Source organism: Sphingobacterium nematocida (assembly GCF_900168125.1).
In the GTDB taxonomy this organism is placed as follows: Bacteria; Bacteroidota; Bacteroidia; order Sphingobacteriales; family Sphingobacteriaceae; genus Sphingobacterium; species Sphingobacterium nematocida.
Map to the genome: position 1 here is coordinate 108,030 of NZ_FUZF01000017.1, position 16,136 is coordinate 124,165.

The window sequence follows — 16,136 nt, forward strand, 5'->3', positions numbered from 1 at the left end:
ACTATGAAGTGCTTGGGATTTTTTTATCTACCAATAAGAGGGAATAGCATCAATAATCTTATTTAACATAATGCAAATTATTAAACTTTATTATGTGTTCATCGAAGTGAATTAAAAATGTATAAGAAATTTTAGGGATTCCATAGTAGAGATTTATTTGCTTACTTTGTACAAACATCTTAAATATGTCTTCAAAAGCAGATAAAGCAGAAAAAACAGTATACTTTAGTATTTTAGGGAGTTTAGGTTTAGCTTTGATAAAATGGTTCGCAGGATTCTTTGGAAATTCGTTTGCTCTGATTGCTGATGCTATAGAATCTACAACAGATATTTTTTCGTCGATTTTGGTACTATTGGGAATCAAATATTCTAAGCGTCCTGCCGATGAAACTCATCCATATGGACACGGACGGATTGAGCCTTTAATGACCTTCATAGTTGTATTGTTCCTTGTTATATCAGCAACAGTGATTGCGCATCAGAGTGTAATAAACTTACGGACACCACACGAACCTCCGGCAGCCTGGACACTTATAGTGTTGGGAGGAATTATTTTGTGGAAAGAAACAAGTTACCAGATCGTTAACAGGCGCGCAAAGGCATTAAACAGCAGCTCTTTAAAGGCTGATGCTTGGCATCATCGTAGTGATGCTTTGACTTCAATTGCTGCGTTTGTCGGCGTTTCTATAGCGATATGGCTTGGCGAAGGTTACGAATATGCTGATGATTGGGCTGCGTTGCTGGCTGCTGGCTTTATACTATATAATTGTTATCGTATTTTTCGCCCTGCTTTAGGTGAAATTATGGACGAGAATATCTTTGAGGATTTGGTTAATCAAGTTAAAGATATGTCATTATTAGTCGATGGTGTGCTTGCTACAGATAAATGTTTTGTTCGTAAAGTTGGTATGTTTTATATAGTTGACCTTCATGCTGTTGTGGATTCCAGTTTAACTGTTAAGGAAGGACATGATATTGCTCATGCATTAAAAGATTATCTCATGACTAACATGTCTGATATTTCTAATGTTTTTGTGCATATTGAGCCTTTTGATCCGGCTATGAAATGCGATTAATGTATTTAGTTTTTTTTAGTCTTTTAGAAAGAATTCCTTAAGTATTATAAAAATCCCCACAAAGAATATTAGGTAACCTAATATTCTTTTTAACTGATTCCCATTAAAAAATCTCGTCAGGTAAAAGCCAAGAAACATTCCTATTATCAAAAGGCCAGTATATTGTAATACCAGGTTCCAATCAAACAAATTAAATTTTTCTATATCTCCCGCCAGGCCGAATAGAGAATTTATAGCAATAATAGTTAAAGATGTTGATACTGCTTTTGAGAGGGGCATTTTATAAAAATTAATTAACGCAGGTATAATTAAGAACCCCCCTCCTGCTCCTACTACACCTGTTATTAAGCCGACTCCTATTCCCTGGACTATTGTTATTCCTCTGGAATATTTTCTTTCTGTCTTCCAGTTTTGTCCGATTTTCCTGTTTATCATAGAGAATGCAGAAAGAATCATAATACCGGCAAAGAAGATCATTAGCACAGTATTTTGGTGTATGATCCATGGGCCAATATTAAATACATCCGGTACAAATGGAAGAAGAAATTGTCTTGTTAGAAAAACAGTGATAATGGACGGGAATCCAAAATCCAAGACTTTACGAAAGTCTATTGTGCCTTTGCTGAAGTTAACTATTGAACCGACGAGTGAAGCCATTCCAATAGCGAAGAGTGAATATGTCGTCGCCAAATTAGGGTCTACGTGCAAAACGTAGACAAGTACGGGGACGGTTAGAATAGATCCCCCACTCCCCATCATACCAAGAGTGACGCCTATTAAGGTAGCCAATAGTGAACCAATAACTTCCATGCGTAAACAGCGTAAATCTAAACAATTTTAGCATACTGAGATATTTATTCTGAACAAAAAGTCTATTATTTTAATCTCTAGTTAACATGTAGTTTAAATCAATAAATATGTTTTATGTTTCGTTTTTTGTATTTTATTTAAGTAAATTGATTAAAATTGTTAAATTTGAAAACATCAACATGTAATATTTATAATAATAATGCTAAACCTTAAGAATTTTATTAAATACGTTAAAGATCGGAATCCAAACGAACCAGAGTTTTTACAAGCTGTGGTTGAGGTGGTTGAAGACCTTATTCCGTATATTAACGAATATCATCCTGAGTTCGAGGAGTTGAAAATTTTGGAACGTTTGACTGAGCCTGAGCGCGTTGTCTCTTTTCGGGTAGCTTGGCTAGATGATTCAAATAGCATTCAGGTCAATCGAGGTTATAGAGTTCAGATGAATAGCGCTATAGGACCTTATAAAGGTGGGCTGCGTTTCGCTCCAAACGTTAATTTGAGTATTCTTAAGTTTTTAGCGTTTGAGCAAGTTTTTAAAAACTCCCTTACAGGTCTTCCGATTGGTGGTGGCAAAGGTGGTTCTGATTTTGATCCAAAAGGTAAGTCAGATAATGAAATTATGCGGTTTTGCCAATCTTTTATGACAGAGCTTTATCGTCATATTGGAGCAGATACCGATGTTCCTGCCGGAGATATAGGTGTAGGTTCTAGAGAAATAGGATATCTTTTTGGGCAGTATAAGCGAATCCAAAATAATTTTACAGGCGTTCTAACAGGCAAAGGTGTTAATTGGGGAGGTTCTTATATTCGACCAGAAGCTACCGGTTATGGACTTTTGTATTTTGTAGAATGTATATATGATTTTATAAACGAAGATATTGAGGGTAAAGTGGTTACTGTTTCTGGAGCTGGTAATGTAGCTTATTTTGCAGCAGAGAAAGCAATTGCTTTAGGAGCAAAGGTTATCACTTTGTCAAATAGTTCGGGTACATTGTATGACAAAGAGGGTCTAACCTTAGAGAAGTTATCCTACATTAGTAGCCTTGGTCGAGAATTGCACAAATATACAAAGAGATATAAAGCAGCAACATTTCATCCCGGAGAGAAGCCTTGGCAATTTAAGTGTGATATAGCCCTCCCCTGTGCGACACAGAATGAATTGAACGAAGATGATGCAAAAAGACTCATTAAGAATGGATGTAAATGTGTTGCCGAAGGGGCGAATATGCCATCTACTGCCGAGGCTGTCAAGGTCTTCTTAAAAGCTAAAGTATTCTTTGCGCCAGGTAAGGCAGCAAATGCTGGAGGGGTAGCTGTTTCGGGTTTGGAGATGTCACAAAATTCCATTGGACAGCAATGGCCTTCAAGTAAAGTTGATGCTAGATTGAAGACAATCATGGAAAATATCCACAAGTCCTGTGTTCGTTATGGAAAAGAAGAAGGCGGCTACATAAACTACTTAAAAGGTGCCAATATTGGTGGGTTCATAAAAGTAGCTGAATCCATGAAGTCTCAAGGTGTGTTATAGATTAGAATTAGCTTCAATATTTAGGCATTTAAGCAGATTTTCTTTACTTTGTGGACTTTATATAGCAAATCAGAATTAAATGAGGGTAATAGCAGAGCTGCCACATCCAGATTGTAAAATTTCGATTTTTGGAATGAATCAGAAATTTATTATAAAATTTGAGCAAGGAAATCTAGAACAGTCCTATAAGATAGCTGAGGCAGACATTTCAAATGGAGTCAACGGCGTATTTGAAATTTTAGATGAACATTTTATAAATAAGGTTCTTGAAAACTTCTCTACTATGAGATCGAGTTTTAACGAGACCTATAATAGATACTACTAGAGCTATAAGGTTATTCACTCTATTATTCGATAATATAAAAGGAGAGACAAAGCTCTCCTTTATATTATGTATCAAAATGATTGTTTTTTCGAAAATTAGCAACCATTGTTGGTAGAGCTACAGATGCTTTCTCTTCAAAAAAATACATCTCTTTTCGATCCCGATCTATTCGTGGAATATGTGGATCAACAACAATGATTTGACAATCAATATTAGCTTCGAAAACTAAATTAGCAGCCGGATAAACTTGTAACGAAGTTCCGACAACCAATAGTATATCAGCTTTTTTAACGAGCCTAGTTGCATTTAGCATTTTAGGCACAGGTTCACCGAACCAGACTACATGAGGGCGCAGTTGTGAGCCCAATTCGCATTTCTCTCCCATACTGATTTCATCTCCATCAATTTCGTATAGCAGTGCTGGGTCAAGGGATGATTGAGATTTTCGAATCTCTCCGTGCAGATGTATAATGCTTTTACTTCCTGCCCTTTCATGTAGATCATCTATGTTTTGTGTTATTATAGTTACCTCAGCATATCTCTCCAACTCTACCAATGCCAAATGTGCGGCATTCGGTTGGGCATTAATACATCGCTTTCTTCGTTCATTGTAAAATTGTTGAACTAGGTCCGGATTTTTTCTCCACGCTTCTGGTGTAGCTACTTCTTCGATGTGATACCCTTCCCACAGTCCATCGTTTCCTCTAAATGTCTGTAGGCCGCTTTCGGCCGAGATACCGGCACCACTTAAGACAACTATTTTTTTCAGCTTCATGACTTACAAAGATAAAAGACCCACAAAATATGTAGCTGATTTATTTTAATAGATCTAATAAGATTATTTGACAAAATAGCGGTGCTCGATAACAGTTACTTTGTCCTCTTCCTTTGTTATTTTATCAATTGCCGTCTTTATGGTACAATGCCCTGTGATCCCTCTATAGATTAATGCTCCACCGAGGGATATACCTGTAAGAGCCGTCATAGGTCGTTTGATGACTTGCTTTACCCCTATTCCAAAAATTAGTCCCCCTGCTACTACCGATAATATCCGTTCAGATGTCCCTACATTTCCATCTACACAATCCTCATCAATTTTCTTTTTTATCTTTTCTAGTGCATAGTTAAATAGCATATTCGTATAACTTTAGTTTCTCTTATAGAACAATCTATTTGTTAATATGTTTTTCAAGACAGGTAATAAATTGTATATTGAAAGGGTAATTTCAATTGTAAATAAGATAATGCAAGTAAAGAAACACTCCGGGGAACTCGTGCCCTTTAGACCAGAAAGCTTAAAGTATTCATTGTCGCGCTCTGGTGCTACTCCCGAAGAAGTTGAAGGAGTATTTAATAGCATCCAAAGCAAACTTTACGACGGTATTTCCACACGCGAACTGTATGAGCTAGCCTTTGACTATCTAAAAGCCTGTAGAGATACGTATGCTGCACGCTATAGCTTGAAAAAGGCACTTCGGGATTTAGGACCTGAAGGCTTCTATTTTGAAAAATGGATTGCGAGGATTTTTCAGGAAGAGGGTTATCAAGCCGTCACAGGTCAAACTATTCAGGGACATGCCGTTACACATGAGATTGATGTGGTGGCCAGCAAAGGGAATGAGCTTTTAGCAATTGAATGTAAGTTTCGAAATGACGTCGATGCAAAGATATCTGTTACGACTCCAATGTATTTTATGTCTAGGGTAAAAGATATATCCGATATCACATATACTTTTTTCAATAGATCATTAAAAGTATCCGAGGGATGGCTTGTGACCAATGCCTACTTAACAACAGATTCTATAAAGTTTGGTGAGTATCACGGTATGAATCTTTTATCTTGGGATTATCCGAAAAGTAGTAGTTTAAAGTCAAGAGTTGATAATAACGGTGAGTATCCTATCACCTGTTTGACTTCATTAAATGAACAGGACAAAGCAAGGTTATTAAAAGCCCAATGTATTCTAGTGAAAGATATTGTTAGGGATCCTAAATTCCTACAGATTATAGATATAGAACAAAAGAAAGAAAAGCAAGTCTTAGAAGAAGCTATCGATTTAGTAAATAGCCCTTTAGAACACTAGTGTATTAAACCAAGTTGTTTAACCATTTTGGTAAGGCAAACTCCGATAATAGATGTGCTAGTTTATAGTTTTTGTAGCTCGATTTGGACAACCAAGCGATTTCTTCGATTTCATTGTAAGGGTAAACCGCTTGGTGTATGGATTTTGTTAGACGAAAAATATATCCCTCTACAGAAGTGTTGACTTCATTGGCTGCATTAGTTTTATGCCTTCCTAAGAACTCAAAATCACAGCTATTAAATGCTAAATTTAACTCTTCGCTCAATTCTCTTATCAGTGCTTTAAGAGGAGTTTCCTGCTGGTCTATTTTTCCTCCAGGAAGCGTAAAGTAGGAAGCATTTTTTTTTCGGAGAGCCAGAAGATTGCCTTCCTTATCGGTTACAATAGCTACGGCAACAGTTATTTCTCTATACATAATAGTCGTCCAATGATTGAAAAACTAGTTAAGTTTTAAAACATACTTAACGCCTCCCACAATGTGTTTTTGAAAATCAATCGAATCAAAAGACTCTTCTGTATGTCCTAGACCAGTGTAAAAGGATCGACCTCCGTCAAACTCTTGAAACCAAGCAATAGGATGAAATTTACCCATTTTTCCTCCTTTATAGGAACCTTCGTCCAGTGTCATCAGAATGTTTAGTCCCTCTTTGACATCTTTAAAATCGTACCATTCGTCTTTATGAAACCAAACTCGTTGTAGATGTTTTGTCGCTGGGTGTTTCCGATTTTGAACCTCAATCTTAGCTTCTTGGACACTTGGGTGGCTCGAGAAATATCCACCAACAAGCTGACCATACCAAGGCCAGTTGAATTCTGTGTCTGAGGCTGCATGTATCCCTACATAACCATTTCCTGCTTGTATAAAAGCCTGAAAAGCGGCCTTTTGTTCCGTTGTAAAAATGTCGCCAGTAGTACTTAAAAATAGCACAGCATCATAGTTGTTCAGGCTGTCCTGACAAAAAAAAGCTGCATCTTCCGTATGAAAAGATTTAATTCCCTGTTTCGCAAAAAGGTCCGTCACAACACGTACTCCTTTAGGGATACTATTGTGTCTAAAGCCTGTTGTTTTGCTAAAAATCAATACATTTTTAGCTTGTTGAGCAAAGGAGTTGGCCTTTGTCAAAACAAGAACGATAAGAAGAAAGAAGCTTAAGTTTTTCAAAGTCTATTTTATTTACTAACGCTCAGGTAATAGTCCAAAGCTAATTGGATATCATCTTCAGAGACAAACACATTATAGGTTGCACTACCGATTTTCTCTAAAAGAGCGAAACCAATTTTACCATCTTCATTCTTCTTGTCATTTTTCATTAACGCTATCAATTGCGTATAGATGCTTTTGTCATACGAATAATGCGGATATTGGCGAACAAATTCATGCGTTATATCCTGCAGTTCTAAATCAGACAGACCACTGTATTTATTTGATAGCCATGCTTCACATATCATGCCGATCGCAATAGCTTCACCATGTAATAGCGGATTGTCGTCATGAAGCAACGAATAACCTTCTATAGCATGGCCGATAGTATGTCCGAAATTTAAAATTTTACGAAGTCCCTGTTCTGTTGGATCTTTAAGAACAACATTATTCTTGATTTCAACTGACCGATATATAATTTCTGAATCTATTTTTGAAACATCAACTTGTTTACATTTATTGTACAAGTCGCGATCTTGGATTAACCCATGTTTTATCACCTCTGCAAAACCAGAGATCAACTGTCTTTGATCAAGTGTCTCTAAGAATCTTGGGTTAATAAATACTGCTTTAGGTTGGGTAAAAGTACCGATGATATTTTTTACATTATCCATGTCAATCCCAGTTTTACCACCTACAGAAGCATCTACTTGCGCTAATAGCGTGGTTGGAACCTGAACAAAATCAATCCCACGTTTATAAGTCGAAGCTGCAAATCCCCCCATATCAGTCACCACACCTCCACCTAGATTTATCATTAAGGCCTTACGGTCGGCTCCAAAGTCGAGCATAGTTTTCCATACACCAATACAAAAATCAATGTTCTTGTTTTCTTCACCAGGATCAACCTCGATAATGTCATAATCCACTAGGTTCGGCAATACCGACTGTAGTACAGGCAGACAATGATCATTCGTATTTCTGTCCACAAAAATTAAAACCTGAGAATAAGCTCCCTGTGAAATAAAAGATTCTAATGACTTTAAGTCCTCTTCAAAATAAACTTTATACCCTAAACTATCGATCGTTTGCATGTTTTTTTTATCAAGTAGTAAATATACGTATTTTATACGATTTGGACCTTTAGTCCCTCAAATTCGACTACATCTCCTTTTCGGACTTTAAGTCTTTTTCTTAAGTCTACTACCCCATTGTACTTTACAAGTCCTTCCTCGACGACCCGTTGGGCCATGCCACCATGTTCGACCCAGCTTAAGGCTTTTAATAATTGAATCATCGGAATAAATTCTCCCTCTAATGTAAATGTTTGCATATACAAAAGTAACTTAATATCGGGTAAAATAATCTTTTTGGCAAAAAAGTAATCATTAATTACTTACTTTTGTCCCGAAAAAATAAAACAAAATGACTACACAAGAAAGCTCATCTGTATTGAACTTCGATAACACTGAGATTGCGTTTCGTAACAAGACAGATAAAGATCTTGAAAGAGCCTATTGGTTATTCAAAATGGTTGCTTCAAGTACACTTATTAAGATAGGAACTCCAATTACCAATTTTTCATTAAACATAGGCTTACCTATTCAAGGGATCATACGTAATACGATCTATAAGCAATTTTGTGGAGGTGAAACTATAAAGGGGTGTTCTAAAGCCATAGAAGAATTAGGCAAAGGAAATGTAACTACAATATTAGATTATTCCGTAGAAGGCGAAGAATCTGAAGAAAGTTTTGACGCTTGTCGTGACGAGGTACTAGCTACTGTCGAATTTGCTAAGACGAATAAATTAATCTCATTCTGTGTGTTTAAGCCTACTGGTGTTGGACGTTTTGACCTGTTGGCCAAGGTTGATGCCAAAGAAAAACTAACGCTGGAAGAAACACAAGAGTTTGCTCGTCTTATGGAGCGTTGCGACCAAATCTGTAAAGCCTGTTATGAAGCTGACATTCGAGTGCTTATCGATGCCGAACATTCTTGGATCCAAGATACAATAGACGATATTGCTCGTGAAATGATGGAAAAGTACAATAAGCAAAAACCTATTGTATACAATACCTATCAGTTGTATAGGCATGATAAGTTGGCTTCCTTAAAAGCAGATTTTTCGTACGCAGAAGTTCAAAATTTTTACTTAGGAGCGAAGATTGTTAGAGGAGCCTATATGGAAATTGAGCGAGAACGTGCAGCTGAAAAGGGATACACCTCTCCTATTCAGTCGACCAAAGCATCTAGTGATACCGATTACAACAATGCCATCATGTTTTGTATGGACAATGTGGAGAAGATCGGGTTAATGGCTGGTACACACAATGATGCGAGTAGCATGCTGTTGGCAAAAGAAATGGATAGACGTAACATTCCTCATAATCACCCCCACGTCTTTTTTGCTCAACTCTTAGGAATGTCAGATAATCTATCTTTCAACTTAGGAGCAGCAAATTATAATGTGGCAAAATATATGCCTTATGGCCCCGTGAAGTCTGTTATGCCGTATCTCTTTAGAAGAGCACAAGAGAATAGTTCTGCCGCTGGACAAACCGGTCGTGAGCTTAGTCTTATTATAAAAGAAAAGCAACGAAGAAAGAGCTTAAAATAATAAAATCGAAGTATATTTATCTCTTTGAGAGATAGGTTTAAGAGTCTCCGTTTTGAAAATGAGAGAGGATGTAGATTCGCTCCCTTTGATATTCGGAGGCTTTTTAGTGAAATTCAAGATCAATAAGATGAATGAATTGGAATTAGAGAAGTACAATAAGCTAATAAATCTAGCGAACCCCTTCAATACCTTAATTTTTGATGTTGACGGCACCCTTGCCAATAACATTTGGGCGCACAAAGCCGCTTATGTCGAAACCGCTTTGGAGTACGGTATTGACCTAGACGATTCGTTGATTGATGAGACAGCAGGCTGGCCTACAATAGCTGTTGCACAGGAGATTTCACAACGTTATCATGTCACTTTAAATCCAGTTGAGTTTTCGAAGCGAAAATCTGCCATTTTCATTGATAGATTCATTTATCAAACCCAACCTATTACATTTGTTCGTCAGGTTTTATTGGATAGTATAGGGGACAAAAGGATAGGGATTGTTTCTGGAGGGAGTCGATCTACCCTAGCAATCACCTTGGAAGTAATTGGTCTGTCGGACAAATACGAAGCGATGGTTTGTGCAGGAGAAACAGAGCGAGGAAAGCCTTTCCCTGATCCATTTTCGCGTTGTGCCGAACTATTAGGTGTACCAGCAGGAGAATGTCTTGTCTTTGAGGATGGCGATCCTGGTGTACAAGGAGCCATAGCCGCGGGGATGGCTTGGGTTCGAATAGACCAACTTTAGACCTAAAAGTTGGTCATAATACGGATACCTCCATTGGTGTAGTCCATATCAGCTCTGCGGTATTCTCCAACTGGAATTTTTAAGTAAGGCTCCACAGACACGCCAAATCGGTTGTTGACTTTTACTTTTTTACCTACTGAAAAGTTAACAAAACCATTAAAGCCATTTGTTGAAACATTTTTTTCTGCGGACTTTACAGTTTTAGTAACAGCCTTTACTGCTGTTTGCATCTGTTTTTCATTCTCCGGAAATCCTTGAGAAAATGTTTCTGCATTAACATTGTCCACGTAGTGTGCGTTCCTTTCTTGCCCTATGATCGCCGAGTATGAAACTCCAGCTACTGCATATAGCGATTTGCCGACATTATACTTCAGTTCTAGAGGTACATCGACAGATTGAACGATACCGGTTACCGCGTTGACATTTGGTATTATCATTTTACTATTTTGTGGTGCCGCCATACCAGCCATGTTTTTACCTACATCCGAATTATTACTTACTACAACAGCTTCATAACTACTTGGTGCAGTTGGGTTTTTTAACATCCCCATTTCATAAGAATTATAAGAAGCTCCGGTACGAACACTGATTTTATTCGTAAGATTATACGCTAATGTAAGTCCCCCTCCAACATTCATTTTATCCCCAGTCGAGTATGGAGATACAAATAAAGCCAAGTCAAATTTGTCGCCGAGATGAACCCGTTTACTTTGATTAATGTTTTCGACCTCACGAATCTTTAAATCAGAATTAGGGATAGATGATGCCGCTAGAGTAAGTTGCTCCACAGTAGGAGTATTTGGCTGCATCAAGTTTGCGCCTATAGATGAATATCTTCTATTATCATCGCTTATTCTATTTACATTTTCAGACGAAATATCAATCTGTGTATTGATATTCCGGATTGCATCAGCTACAAGAGATAGATTCAAAAACCTGTCTACAGTACTGTTTTTGGACGAAGATATTATATTATCTCCAGTAGAGTGGCCGATTACATCAATTGAGTTTCCAGCCTCTGCCAGTAGTTTTGTATTACTGCTAGGCTTGCTTGTTGGTATTTCAAGTGGGGTTGTATCCTCTGTAAGCGGAGTTTGTCTTGTCGAGGCAAGTTCATGTTCTCTCGATCCAGATGGTTTTGTAGTGTCATTAATGAAATATACAGCCCCCATTCCTAGTAATAGGAAAGCAGCAGCAGTCGCTGCCCAGCGAGATATCTGCCGGGTTTTTGTCGTGCGATTACCATATTGCCCTTTAAAGCCTTCCCAAGCACCCGGTCTATATTCCCGCTCGGGTTGTGACTTAAGACGATTTACAATTTCATCAATTATTTCTTTCTCGCTTTTCATTCTGTCTAATTATTTAAGAATGATTTATATTGTCTAATACAGAAAATTGATCTGTATAAAGTTTTCTTAATCTGGCTTTCGCCCGTGTCAAATACGTTCTCGAAGTACTTTCAGGTATATTTAATAATTTACCGATCTCCTCATGCGAATATCCTTCGATTTCATAAAGGTTGAATATAGAGCGTTGGATTTCAGGGAGCCCATACAGTAAATTTAATATATCATTTTCTTCCAGTCTCGTAGATGAATTCACAGCGTGTTGTGCCAGTTCCCCGTCATGTACGTCGTCCAAAGCGTACGTTTCCTTCTTCGCTCTAATCTTATCAATAGACGTGTTCACCGTGACGCGTGCCATCCAGGCCTTAAATGTTTTCTCAATGACCTGATCGTCACTATCAAAAGAGAAGTCCCTTACTTTTCTGAATATTTTAACAAAAGACTCATTAACCACATCTTCGGCTTCCATTTCATCTTTCACATAGCGCAAAGCCACAGCCATTAAGTACCCGTAGAATTTCTTATAGATAAAAGATTTGCTTCGTTCACTATCAGCCAATACACATTCCTCCAAAGCGGACTTTAGAGTCAAGGATGTTTTCTTTTGGAAATATTTTGGCAATATATTCACGTAAGACTTATCTGATGTTCAGTGATCTAATTTATGTAATTTATTTCCAATAATACCAATCATAAAGCCAGCATCATACTAAAACTTTTCATTCTGACAGAGAACGTAAACGAAACGTATAATGCTACAGTATTATTTATACTGGAATGGATATTTCTTGTATCTCTTGAGTGTTTGCATCTTTTTGCTTAAATTTAAAATAAAAATGGCGGTAAAAATCATCCCCATTGATCATTCTGATGACGTAATATCGCTGTGTACTCAAACAATTTACTAAGATGAAACATATACTTTTTCCCACGGATTTTTCAGATGCAGCAAATAATGCGTTCCTGTATGCTACGCGTTTAGCAAATCAGCTTGATGTTAAGCTATTTGTGTTGTATTCTTATGTCACACCTGTGTTGTCTGCTACCCATGCAGGGCAGCCGGAGATGTTGGCGGATGTATATCAGCAAGTCGAATTGTCGAAATTTGATTATTTCAAGAAGCAGGCCCCGGCACTTCATGAACTGGCTGAAAAAAATGGATTGGATAGCAGTAAACTAGTTTTTCTGTTTGAAGAAGGAACCGTTGTTACCAGTGTTAGAAAGGTTGTGAAGGCAGAAGAGATCAGATTGGTGGTTATGGGTACCTATGGTGCTTCTGGCTTTACCGAAAAATTTGTAGGTACCAATACGGTTGCGGTGATACAAAATATACAGCAGCCTGTTTTAGCTATACCGTCCGGAGCTAAATACGCTCCTATCAAGAAAATAGTATTCACTACGTTGTTTCGTGACAAAGATCTGGCCGCTCTAGAAGAGGTTGTTGATTTGGCTACCTTATTTGAAGCAGAAGTTTATTGTACCCACGTTATGGATGATACGAGTAATCCGAGTAATGCTTTATTGTATGGAGAAGAGTGGGGCAAGAAATTTCAAGGTAAGAATCTAGATTTTGTGTTTTTGGAAAAGAAAGAAAGTATTGAACGCACAGTTAATAGTTTTCTGATCGACAATAACATCGATTTGTTAGCTATTGTTAAACGGAATAGAAACTTCTTTGATAGATTAGTCAATTCCAGTCTATCCAATAAGTTTGCATTTCATTCCAGCACACCTATACTCGTTTTCCACGAAGAAAAAGTAAGTAAATAATTCGGATGTTAAATACAATTATCAATAGTTTACAGCAAGCAAACAAGTTGGACCAGCCTGTCGAGAAATTCACAATGCTTGTCAATGAGAAATCAGAAACACAGGGCGCACTTTATTTTATTCCCATAAAGGATCGTGAGATTAAAGTGCTATTGCCGGCCCCGTACTATAAGGATTTTCAAGGTTTGTCAGCGGCACTTACTTATAGGCAGTTACTGAAGCATAAAGAGATTATTGTGCTAAAGTAGGCGATCTTTTAGGAAGATGGCCACTAGTCACAAAATTTGTATATTTAATAAGTTAATGACAGATAAAAACAAACCGAGTGAAAGGAGTTCATTTATACAAATGAAATATCCATGTAGTACAGACTGCACAAACACGAATGAATATAGTTTGGATATTCCATATGACAACTGAAAATCAAATTATATACATATGAAAACACACACTTATAAAAAATAGTTATATACATATGAAATATCCATGTAGCAGAACTGCAAACACGCACGACCGCGAAGTAGCATGCATACCAAATACAACAATTCGTGCATAAAATACTTTGGATATTCCGTATGACCATTAAAATTCAAATTATTTATATATGAAAAGTATTCTTTCATTAGCCTTGATCTCATCAACTTTATTAGGTATAAGTTGTAATAACGGCACAGCAAATGAAACTGTTGATAACGCAGCAGACAGTAGCTTGGCTCCTGTTGAGACGCAGAAGGCAAATTCAAACTACAAACCTGCATTTGTTGGGCAGACACGGGTAGCAGGTGTAAAGACCTCCACTCCTTTTGAAGGCAAAGTTCTTGCCGAAGGATTGAAATCTCCTTGGGGAATTGTTGTTTTACCCGATGGACGATTCTTAATAACAGAAAAGGAAGGTACCATGCGTATTGTTGATCAGCAAGGTAAGTTAAGCGAAGCTATCACGGGGTTGCCAAAGGTAGATGCCGATGGACAGGGAGGCTTATTAGGTGTGGCCTTAGATCCGAAGTTTGATACGAACCGCATGGTGTACTGGACTTTTGCAGAACCATCTTCAGCTGGCAATCAGACAGCCGTTGCCAAGGGGCGTCTAGCTAACGATGATAAAACAATCGAAAATCCTGTTGTAATTTATAGAGCAGGGCCAGTTTTTAAAGGTAAGCTTCATTTCGGAGGAAGGATTATTTTTGATAAAAATGGAAATCTTTTTGTTACTACCGGCGAACGTTCTGAATTGGCAACTAGACCAATGGCACAAGATTTGAAAACTGGGCTAGGTAAGATTGTTCGAATTACGACTGATGGGAAACCTGTACCCGGCAATCCATTTGAAAGCAATGCGACAGCTCTCCCCGAAATTTATTCTTATGGACATCGTAATGTTCAGGGCGTCGCTTTTCATCCAGAGACAGGCGATTTATGGGAGACAGAATTTGGTCCAAGAGGTGGAGACGAACTTAATCGAGTAGAAGCAGGTAAAAATTATGGCTGGCCAGATATTACTTATGGTATTGAATATTCTGGCAAAGAAATAGGCTCTCCTCCTATTCAACAAAAAGAAGGTATGGAACAGCCTGTTTATTATTGGGATCCTGTACTATCGCCGTCTGGAATATCCTTTTACACAGGCACCGCTATTCCTGAATGGAAAAACAATCTATTCATAGCCGGGCTAAGTAGTATGCATATTGCACGACTCGTGATTAAAGACAATAAAGTTGTTGGTGAAGAACGTCTACTTAGTAGAGAAGGACAGCGATTCCGAGATATTGTTCAAGGAGCAGATGAAGCATTATACGCGATAACGGATGGAGGAAAGCTATATCGTATCGGAAAAAAATAGGTGGCATTTTCTTAATATACCTTAACTTTTGCAGGGTAATATAATGTTAGTTTTGGTACTGGCGGATCACGAAGTAATTATATACATATGAAATATCTATGCGGCAGAACTGCACAAAAAAGAATGAATGTAATTTGGATATTCCGTATGGCAGATGAAAATCAAATTAAATACATATGAAAGAAGAATTGAAATATATTCCATTAGTAAAAAATGATTTAGATCATCGTTTTGAGATTGAGGTTAATGGCTATTTAGCGTTCATTGACTTCAAAGAGACAAGGGATAGAATTGCGTTGATACATACCGAAGCTGCTCCTGAATTAAAAGGGACAGGAGCAGCGGCTGCAGTTGTCGAAAAGACACTTATGTTTATCGAAGAGGATGGACGTAAGTTAATGCCTTACTGTCCTTATGTATTTGCCTACATCAAAAAGAATCCAGAGTGGAAGCGTATTGTTGACCCAGGTTTCCCTACGTATGGTAATTTGTAGCATATCAAATATAAATATGTGAGACTGTAACGTAAACTGTGTCAGCGGAATAATTCAATAAGGTTTTTTATATTTAATTATTCAAACGACATGGTCATGAAAGACAAGACCCCATTTGACTTTGAACGCTTCAAAGAGGAAGCTATGCAAGGTCTTTATAACGGGAAGAGTTTATCTCCGAACGACGGCGTTCTAGCGCCCTTAATGAAGCATTTACTAGAGTCTATGATGGATGGCGAGCTAGAGAGTCATCTTCAGGAAGATAAGGCATTAGGTAATTCCAATCGTCGGAATGGTAAGACTAAGAAAACTGTTCGGGGACTTAATACAGGTACTTTTGAGCTGGAGTCTGGACGGGATA

At 37.7% G+C, this 16,136-nt stretch carries 19 protein-coding genes and 1 pseudogene; 11 read left to right on the top strand and 9 right to left on the bottom strand.

Translation table 11 applies throughout. The annotated features are described in order from the left end of the window. Positions 1 to 185 precede the first annotated feature (185 nt). Complete coding sequence (locus B5X76_RS16770) at positions 186 to 1,076, top strand: cation diffusion facilitator family transporter (protein WP_079644893.1); 891 nt, start codon at positions 186 to 188, stop codon at positions 1,074 to 1,076. Between the two features lie 15 nt (positions 1,077 to 1,091). On the opposite strand, the gene B5X76_RS16775 is transcribed toward B5X76_RS16770, so the two are convergent. Next, positions 1,092 to 1,886: a sulfite exporter TauE/SafE family protein gene (locus tag B5X76_RS16775; RefSeq protein ID WP_079644895.1), complete on the bottom strand. Its 795-nt coding sequence runs from the start codon at positions 1,884 to 1,886 to the stop codon at positions 1,092 to 1,094. 199 nt (positions 1,887 to 2,085) lie between these two features. Here B5X76_RS16775 and gdhA point away from each other — a divergent pair, with 199 nt between their 5' ends. Together gdhA and B5X76_RS16785 are read left to right on the top strand one after the other, a co-directional pair. Further along, positions 2,086 to 3,417, top strand: a complete 1,332-nt coding sequence (gdhA, locus tag B5X76_RS16780; protein WP_079644897.1) for an NADP-specific glutamate dehydrogenase — start codon at positions 2,086 to 2,088, stop codon at positions 3,415 to 3,417. A 133-nt stretch (positions 3,418 to 3,550) separates the two neighbouring features. Beyond that, positions 3,551 to 3,742: a hypothetical protein gene (locus B5X76_RS16785; protein WP_317042866.1), complete on the top strand. Its 192-nt coding sequence runs from the start codon at positions 3,551 to 3,553 to the stop codon at positions 3,740 to 3,742. A 64-nt stretch (positions 3,743 to 3,806) separates the two neighbouring features. Here the strand turns inward: B5X76_RS16785 and B5X76_RS16790 are convergent, their stop codons facing one another. Together B5X76_RS16790 and B5X76_RS16795 are read right to left on the bottom strand one after the other, a co-directional pair. Next, positions 3,807 to 4,517, bottom strand: a complete 711-nt coding sequence (locus B5X76_RS16790) for an SIR2 family NAD-dependent protein deacylase (RefSeq protein WP_217699679.1) — start codon at positions 4,515 to 4,517, stop codon at positions 3,807 to 3,809. A 63-nt stretch (positions 4,518 to 4,580) separates the two neighbouring features. Further along, the gene (locus tag B5X76_RS16795) at positions 4,581 to 4,877 is read right to left on the bottom strand and encodes a YgaP family membrane protein (protein WP_079644900.1); all 297 of its coding nucleotides are present in this window, start codon (positions 4,875 to 4,877) and stop codon (positions 4,581 to 4,583) included. A 109-nt stretch (positions 4,878 to 4,986) separates the two neighbouring features. On the opposite strand from B5X76_RS16795, the gene B5X76_RS16800 reads away from it, so the two are divergent. Beyond that, complete coding sequence (locus B5X76_RS16800) at positions 4,987 to 5,826, top strand: ATP cone domain-containing protein (RefSeq protein ID WP_079644936.1); 840 nt, start codon at positions 4,987 to 4,989, stop codon at positions 5,824 to 5,826. A 4-nt stretch (positions 5,827 to 5,830) separates the two neighbouring features. On the opposite strand, the gene B5X76_RS16805 is transcribed toward B5X76_RS16800, so the two are convergent. Genes B5X76_RS16805 through B5X76_RS16820 form a run of 4 tightly spaced genes read right to left on the bottom strand, consistent with a single transcriptional unit; the run spans position 5,831 to position 8,300 of the window. Continuing rightward, complete coding sequence (locus tag B5X76_RS16805; protein WP_079644902.1) at positions 5,831 to 6,241, bottom strand: NUDIX hydrolase; 411 nt, start codon at positions 6,239 to 6,241, stop codon at positions 5,831 to 5,833. A gap of 24 nt (positions 6,242 to 6,265) precedes the next feature. Beyond that, positions 6,266 to 6,988, bottom strand: coding sequence for a ThuA domain-containing protein (locus tag B5X76_RS16810; protein ID WP_079644904.1), 723 nt, complete (start codon positions 6,986 to 6,988; stop codon positions 6,266 to 6,268). A gap of 8 nt (positions 6,989 to 6,996) precedes the next feature. After that, positions 6,997 to 8,061 (bottom strand): 3-dehydroquinate synthase, encoded by a 1,065-nt coding sequence (gene aroB / locus B5X76_RS16815; RefSeq protein WP_079644906.1) that lies wholly within the window; start codon positions 8,059 to 8,061, stop codon positions 6,997 to 6,999. A gap of 32 nt (positions 8,062 to 8,093) precedes the next feature. Further along, positions 8,094 to 8,300 (bottom strand): RNA-binding S4 domain-containing protein, encoded by a 207-nt coding sequence (locus B5X76_RS16820; RefSeq protein WP_079644907.1) that lies wholly within the window; start codon positions 8,298 to 8,300, stop codon positions 8,094 to 8,096. Between the two features lie 92 nt (positions 8,301 to 8,392). Between B5X76_RS16820 and B5X76_RS16825 the strand changes: the two genes are divergently transcribed. Both B5X76_RS16825 and B5X76_RS16830 read left to right on the top strand, forming a co-directional pair. Then, positions 8,393 to 9,586 carry a proline dehydrogenase family protein gene (locus B5X76_RS16825; protein WP_079644909.1) on the top strand — a complete coding sequence of 398 codons (1,194 nt, stop codon included), beginning with the start codon at positions 8,393 to 8,395 and terminating at the stop codon, positions 9,584 to 9,586. Positions 9,587 to 9,644: 58 nt separating this feature from the next. Continuing rightward, entirely contained in the window at positions 9,645 to 10,325 is a 681-nt protein-coding gene (locus tag B5X76_RS16830) for an HAD family hydrolase (protein WP_245801076.1), read from the top strand. 2 nt (positions 10,326 to 10,327) lie between these two features. On the opposite strand, the gene B5X76_RS16835 is transcribed toward B5X76_RS16830, so the two are convergent. Both B5X76_RS16835 and B5X76_RS16840 read right to left on the bottom strand, forming a co-directional pair. After that, a complete protein-coding gene (locus tag B5X76_RS16835; protein ID WP_079644911.1) occupies positions 10,328 to 11,674 on the bottom strand; it encodes an outer membrane beta-barrel protein in 1,347 nt (448 codons plus the stop codon). A 13-nt stretch (positions 11,675 to 11,687) separates the two neighbouring features. Next, on the bottom strand, positions 11,688 to 12,263 hold the full coding sequence (locus B5X76_RS16840; RefSeq protein WP_245801077.1) for an RNA polymerase sigma factor: 576 nt from the start codon (positions 12,261 to 12,263) through the stop codon (positions 11,688 to 11,690). A gap of 317 nt (positions 12,264 to 12,580) precedes the next feature. On the opposite strand from B5X76_RS16840, the gene B5X76_RS16845 reads away from it, so the two are divergent. The 5 genes and pseudogenes from B5X76_RS16845 to B5X76_RS16865 form a co-directional block, all read left to right on the top strand. Continuing rightward, positions 12,581 to 13,441, top strand: a complete 861-nt coding sequence (locus B5X76_RS16845) for a universal stress protein (protein ID WP_079644915.1) — start codon at positions 12,581 to 12,583, stop codon at positions 13,439 to 13,441. 5 nt (positions 13,442 to 13,446) lie between these two features. Further along, positions 13,447 to 13,689, top strand: a complete 243-nt coding sequence (locus B5X76_RS16850) for a hypothetical protein (protein ID WP_079644916.1) — start codon at positions 13,447 to 13,449, stop codon at positions 13,687 to 13,689. Between the two features lie 356 nt (positions 13,690 to 14,045). Beyond that, positions 14,046 to 15,281 carry a PQQ-dependent sugar dehydrogenase gene (locus tag B5X76_RS16855; RefSeq protein WP_079644918.1) on the top strand — a complete coding sequence of 412 codons (1,236 nt, stop codon included), beginning with the start codon at positions 14,046 to 14,048 and terminating at the stop codon, positions 15,279 to 15,281. 176 nt (positions 15,282 to 15,457) lie between these two features. Beyond that, positions 15,458 to 15,775, top strand: a complete 318-nt coding sequence (locus B5X76_RS16860) for a GNAT family N-acetyltransferase (RefSeq protein ID WP_079644920.1) — start codon at positions 15,458 to 15,460, stop codon at positions 15,773 to 15,775. 96 nt (positions 15,776 to 15,871) lie between these two features. Beyond that, positions 15,872 to 16,136 (top strand): annotated as a pseudogene (locus B5X76_RS16865) (IS256 family transposase); the annotation flags it as partial.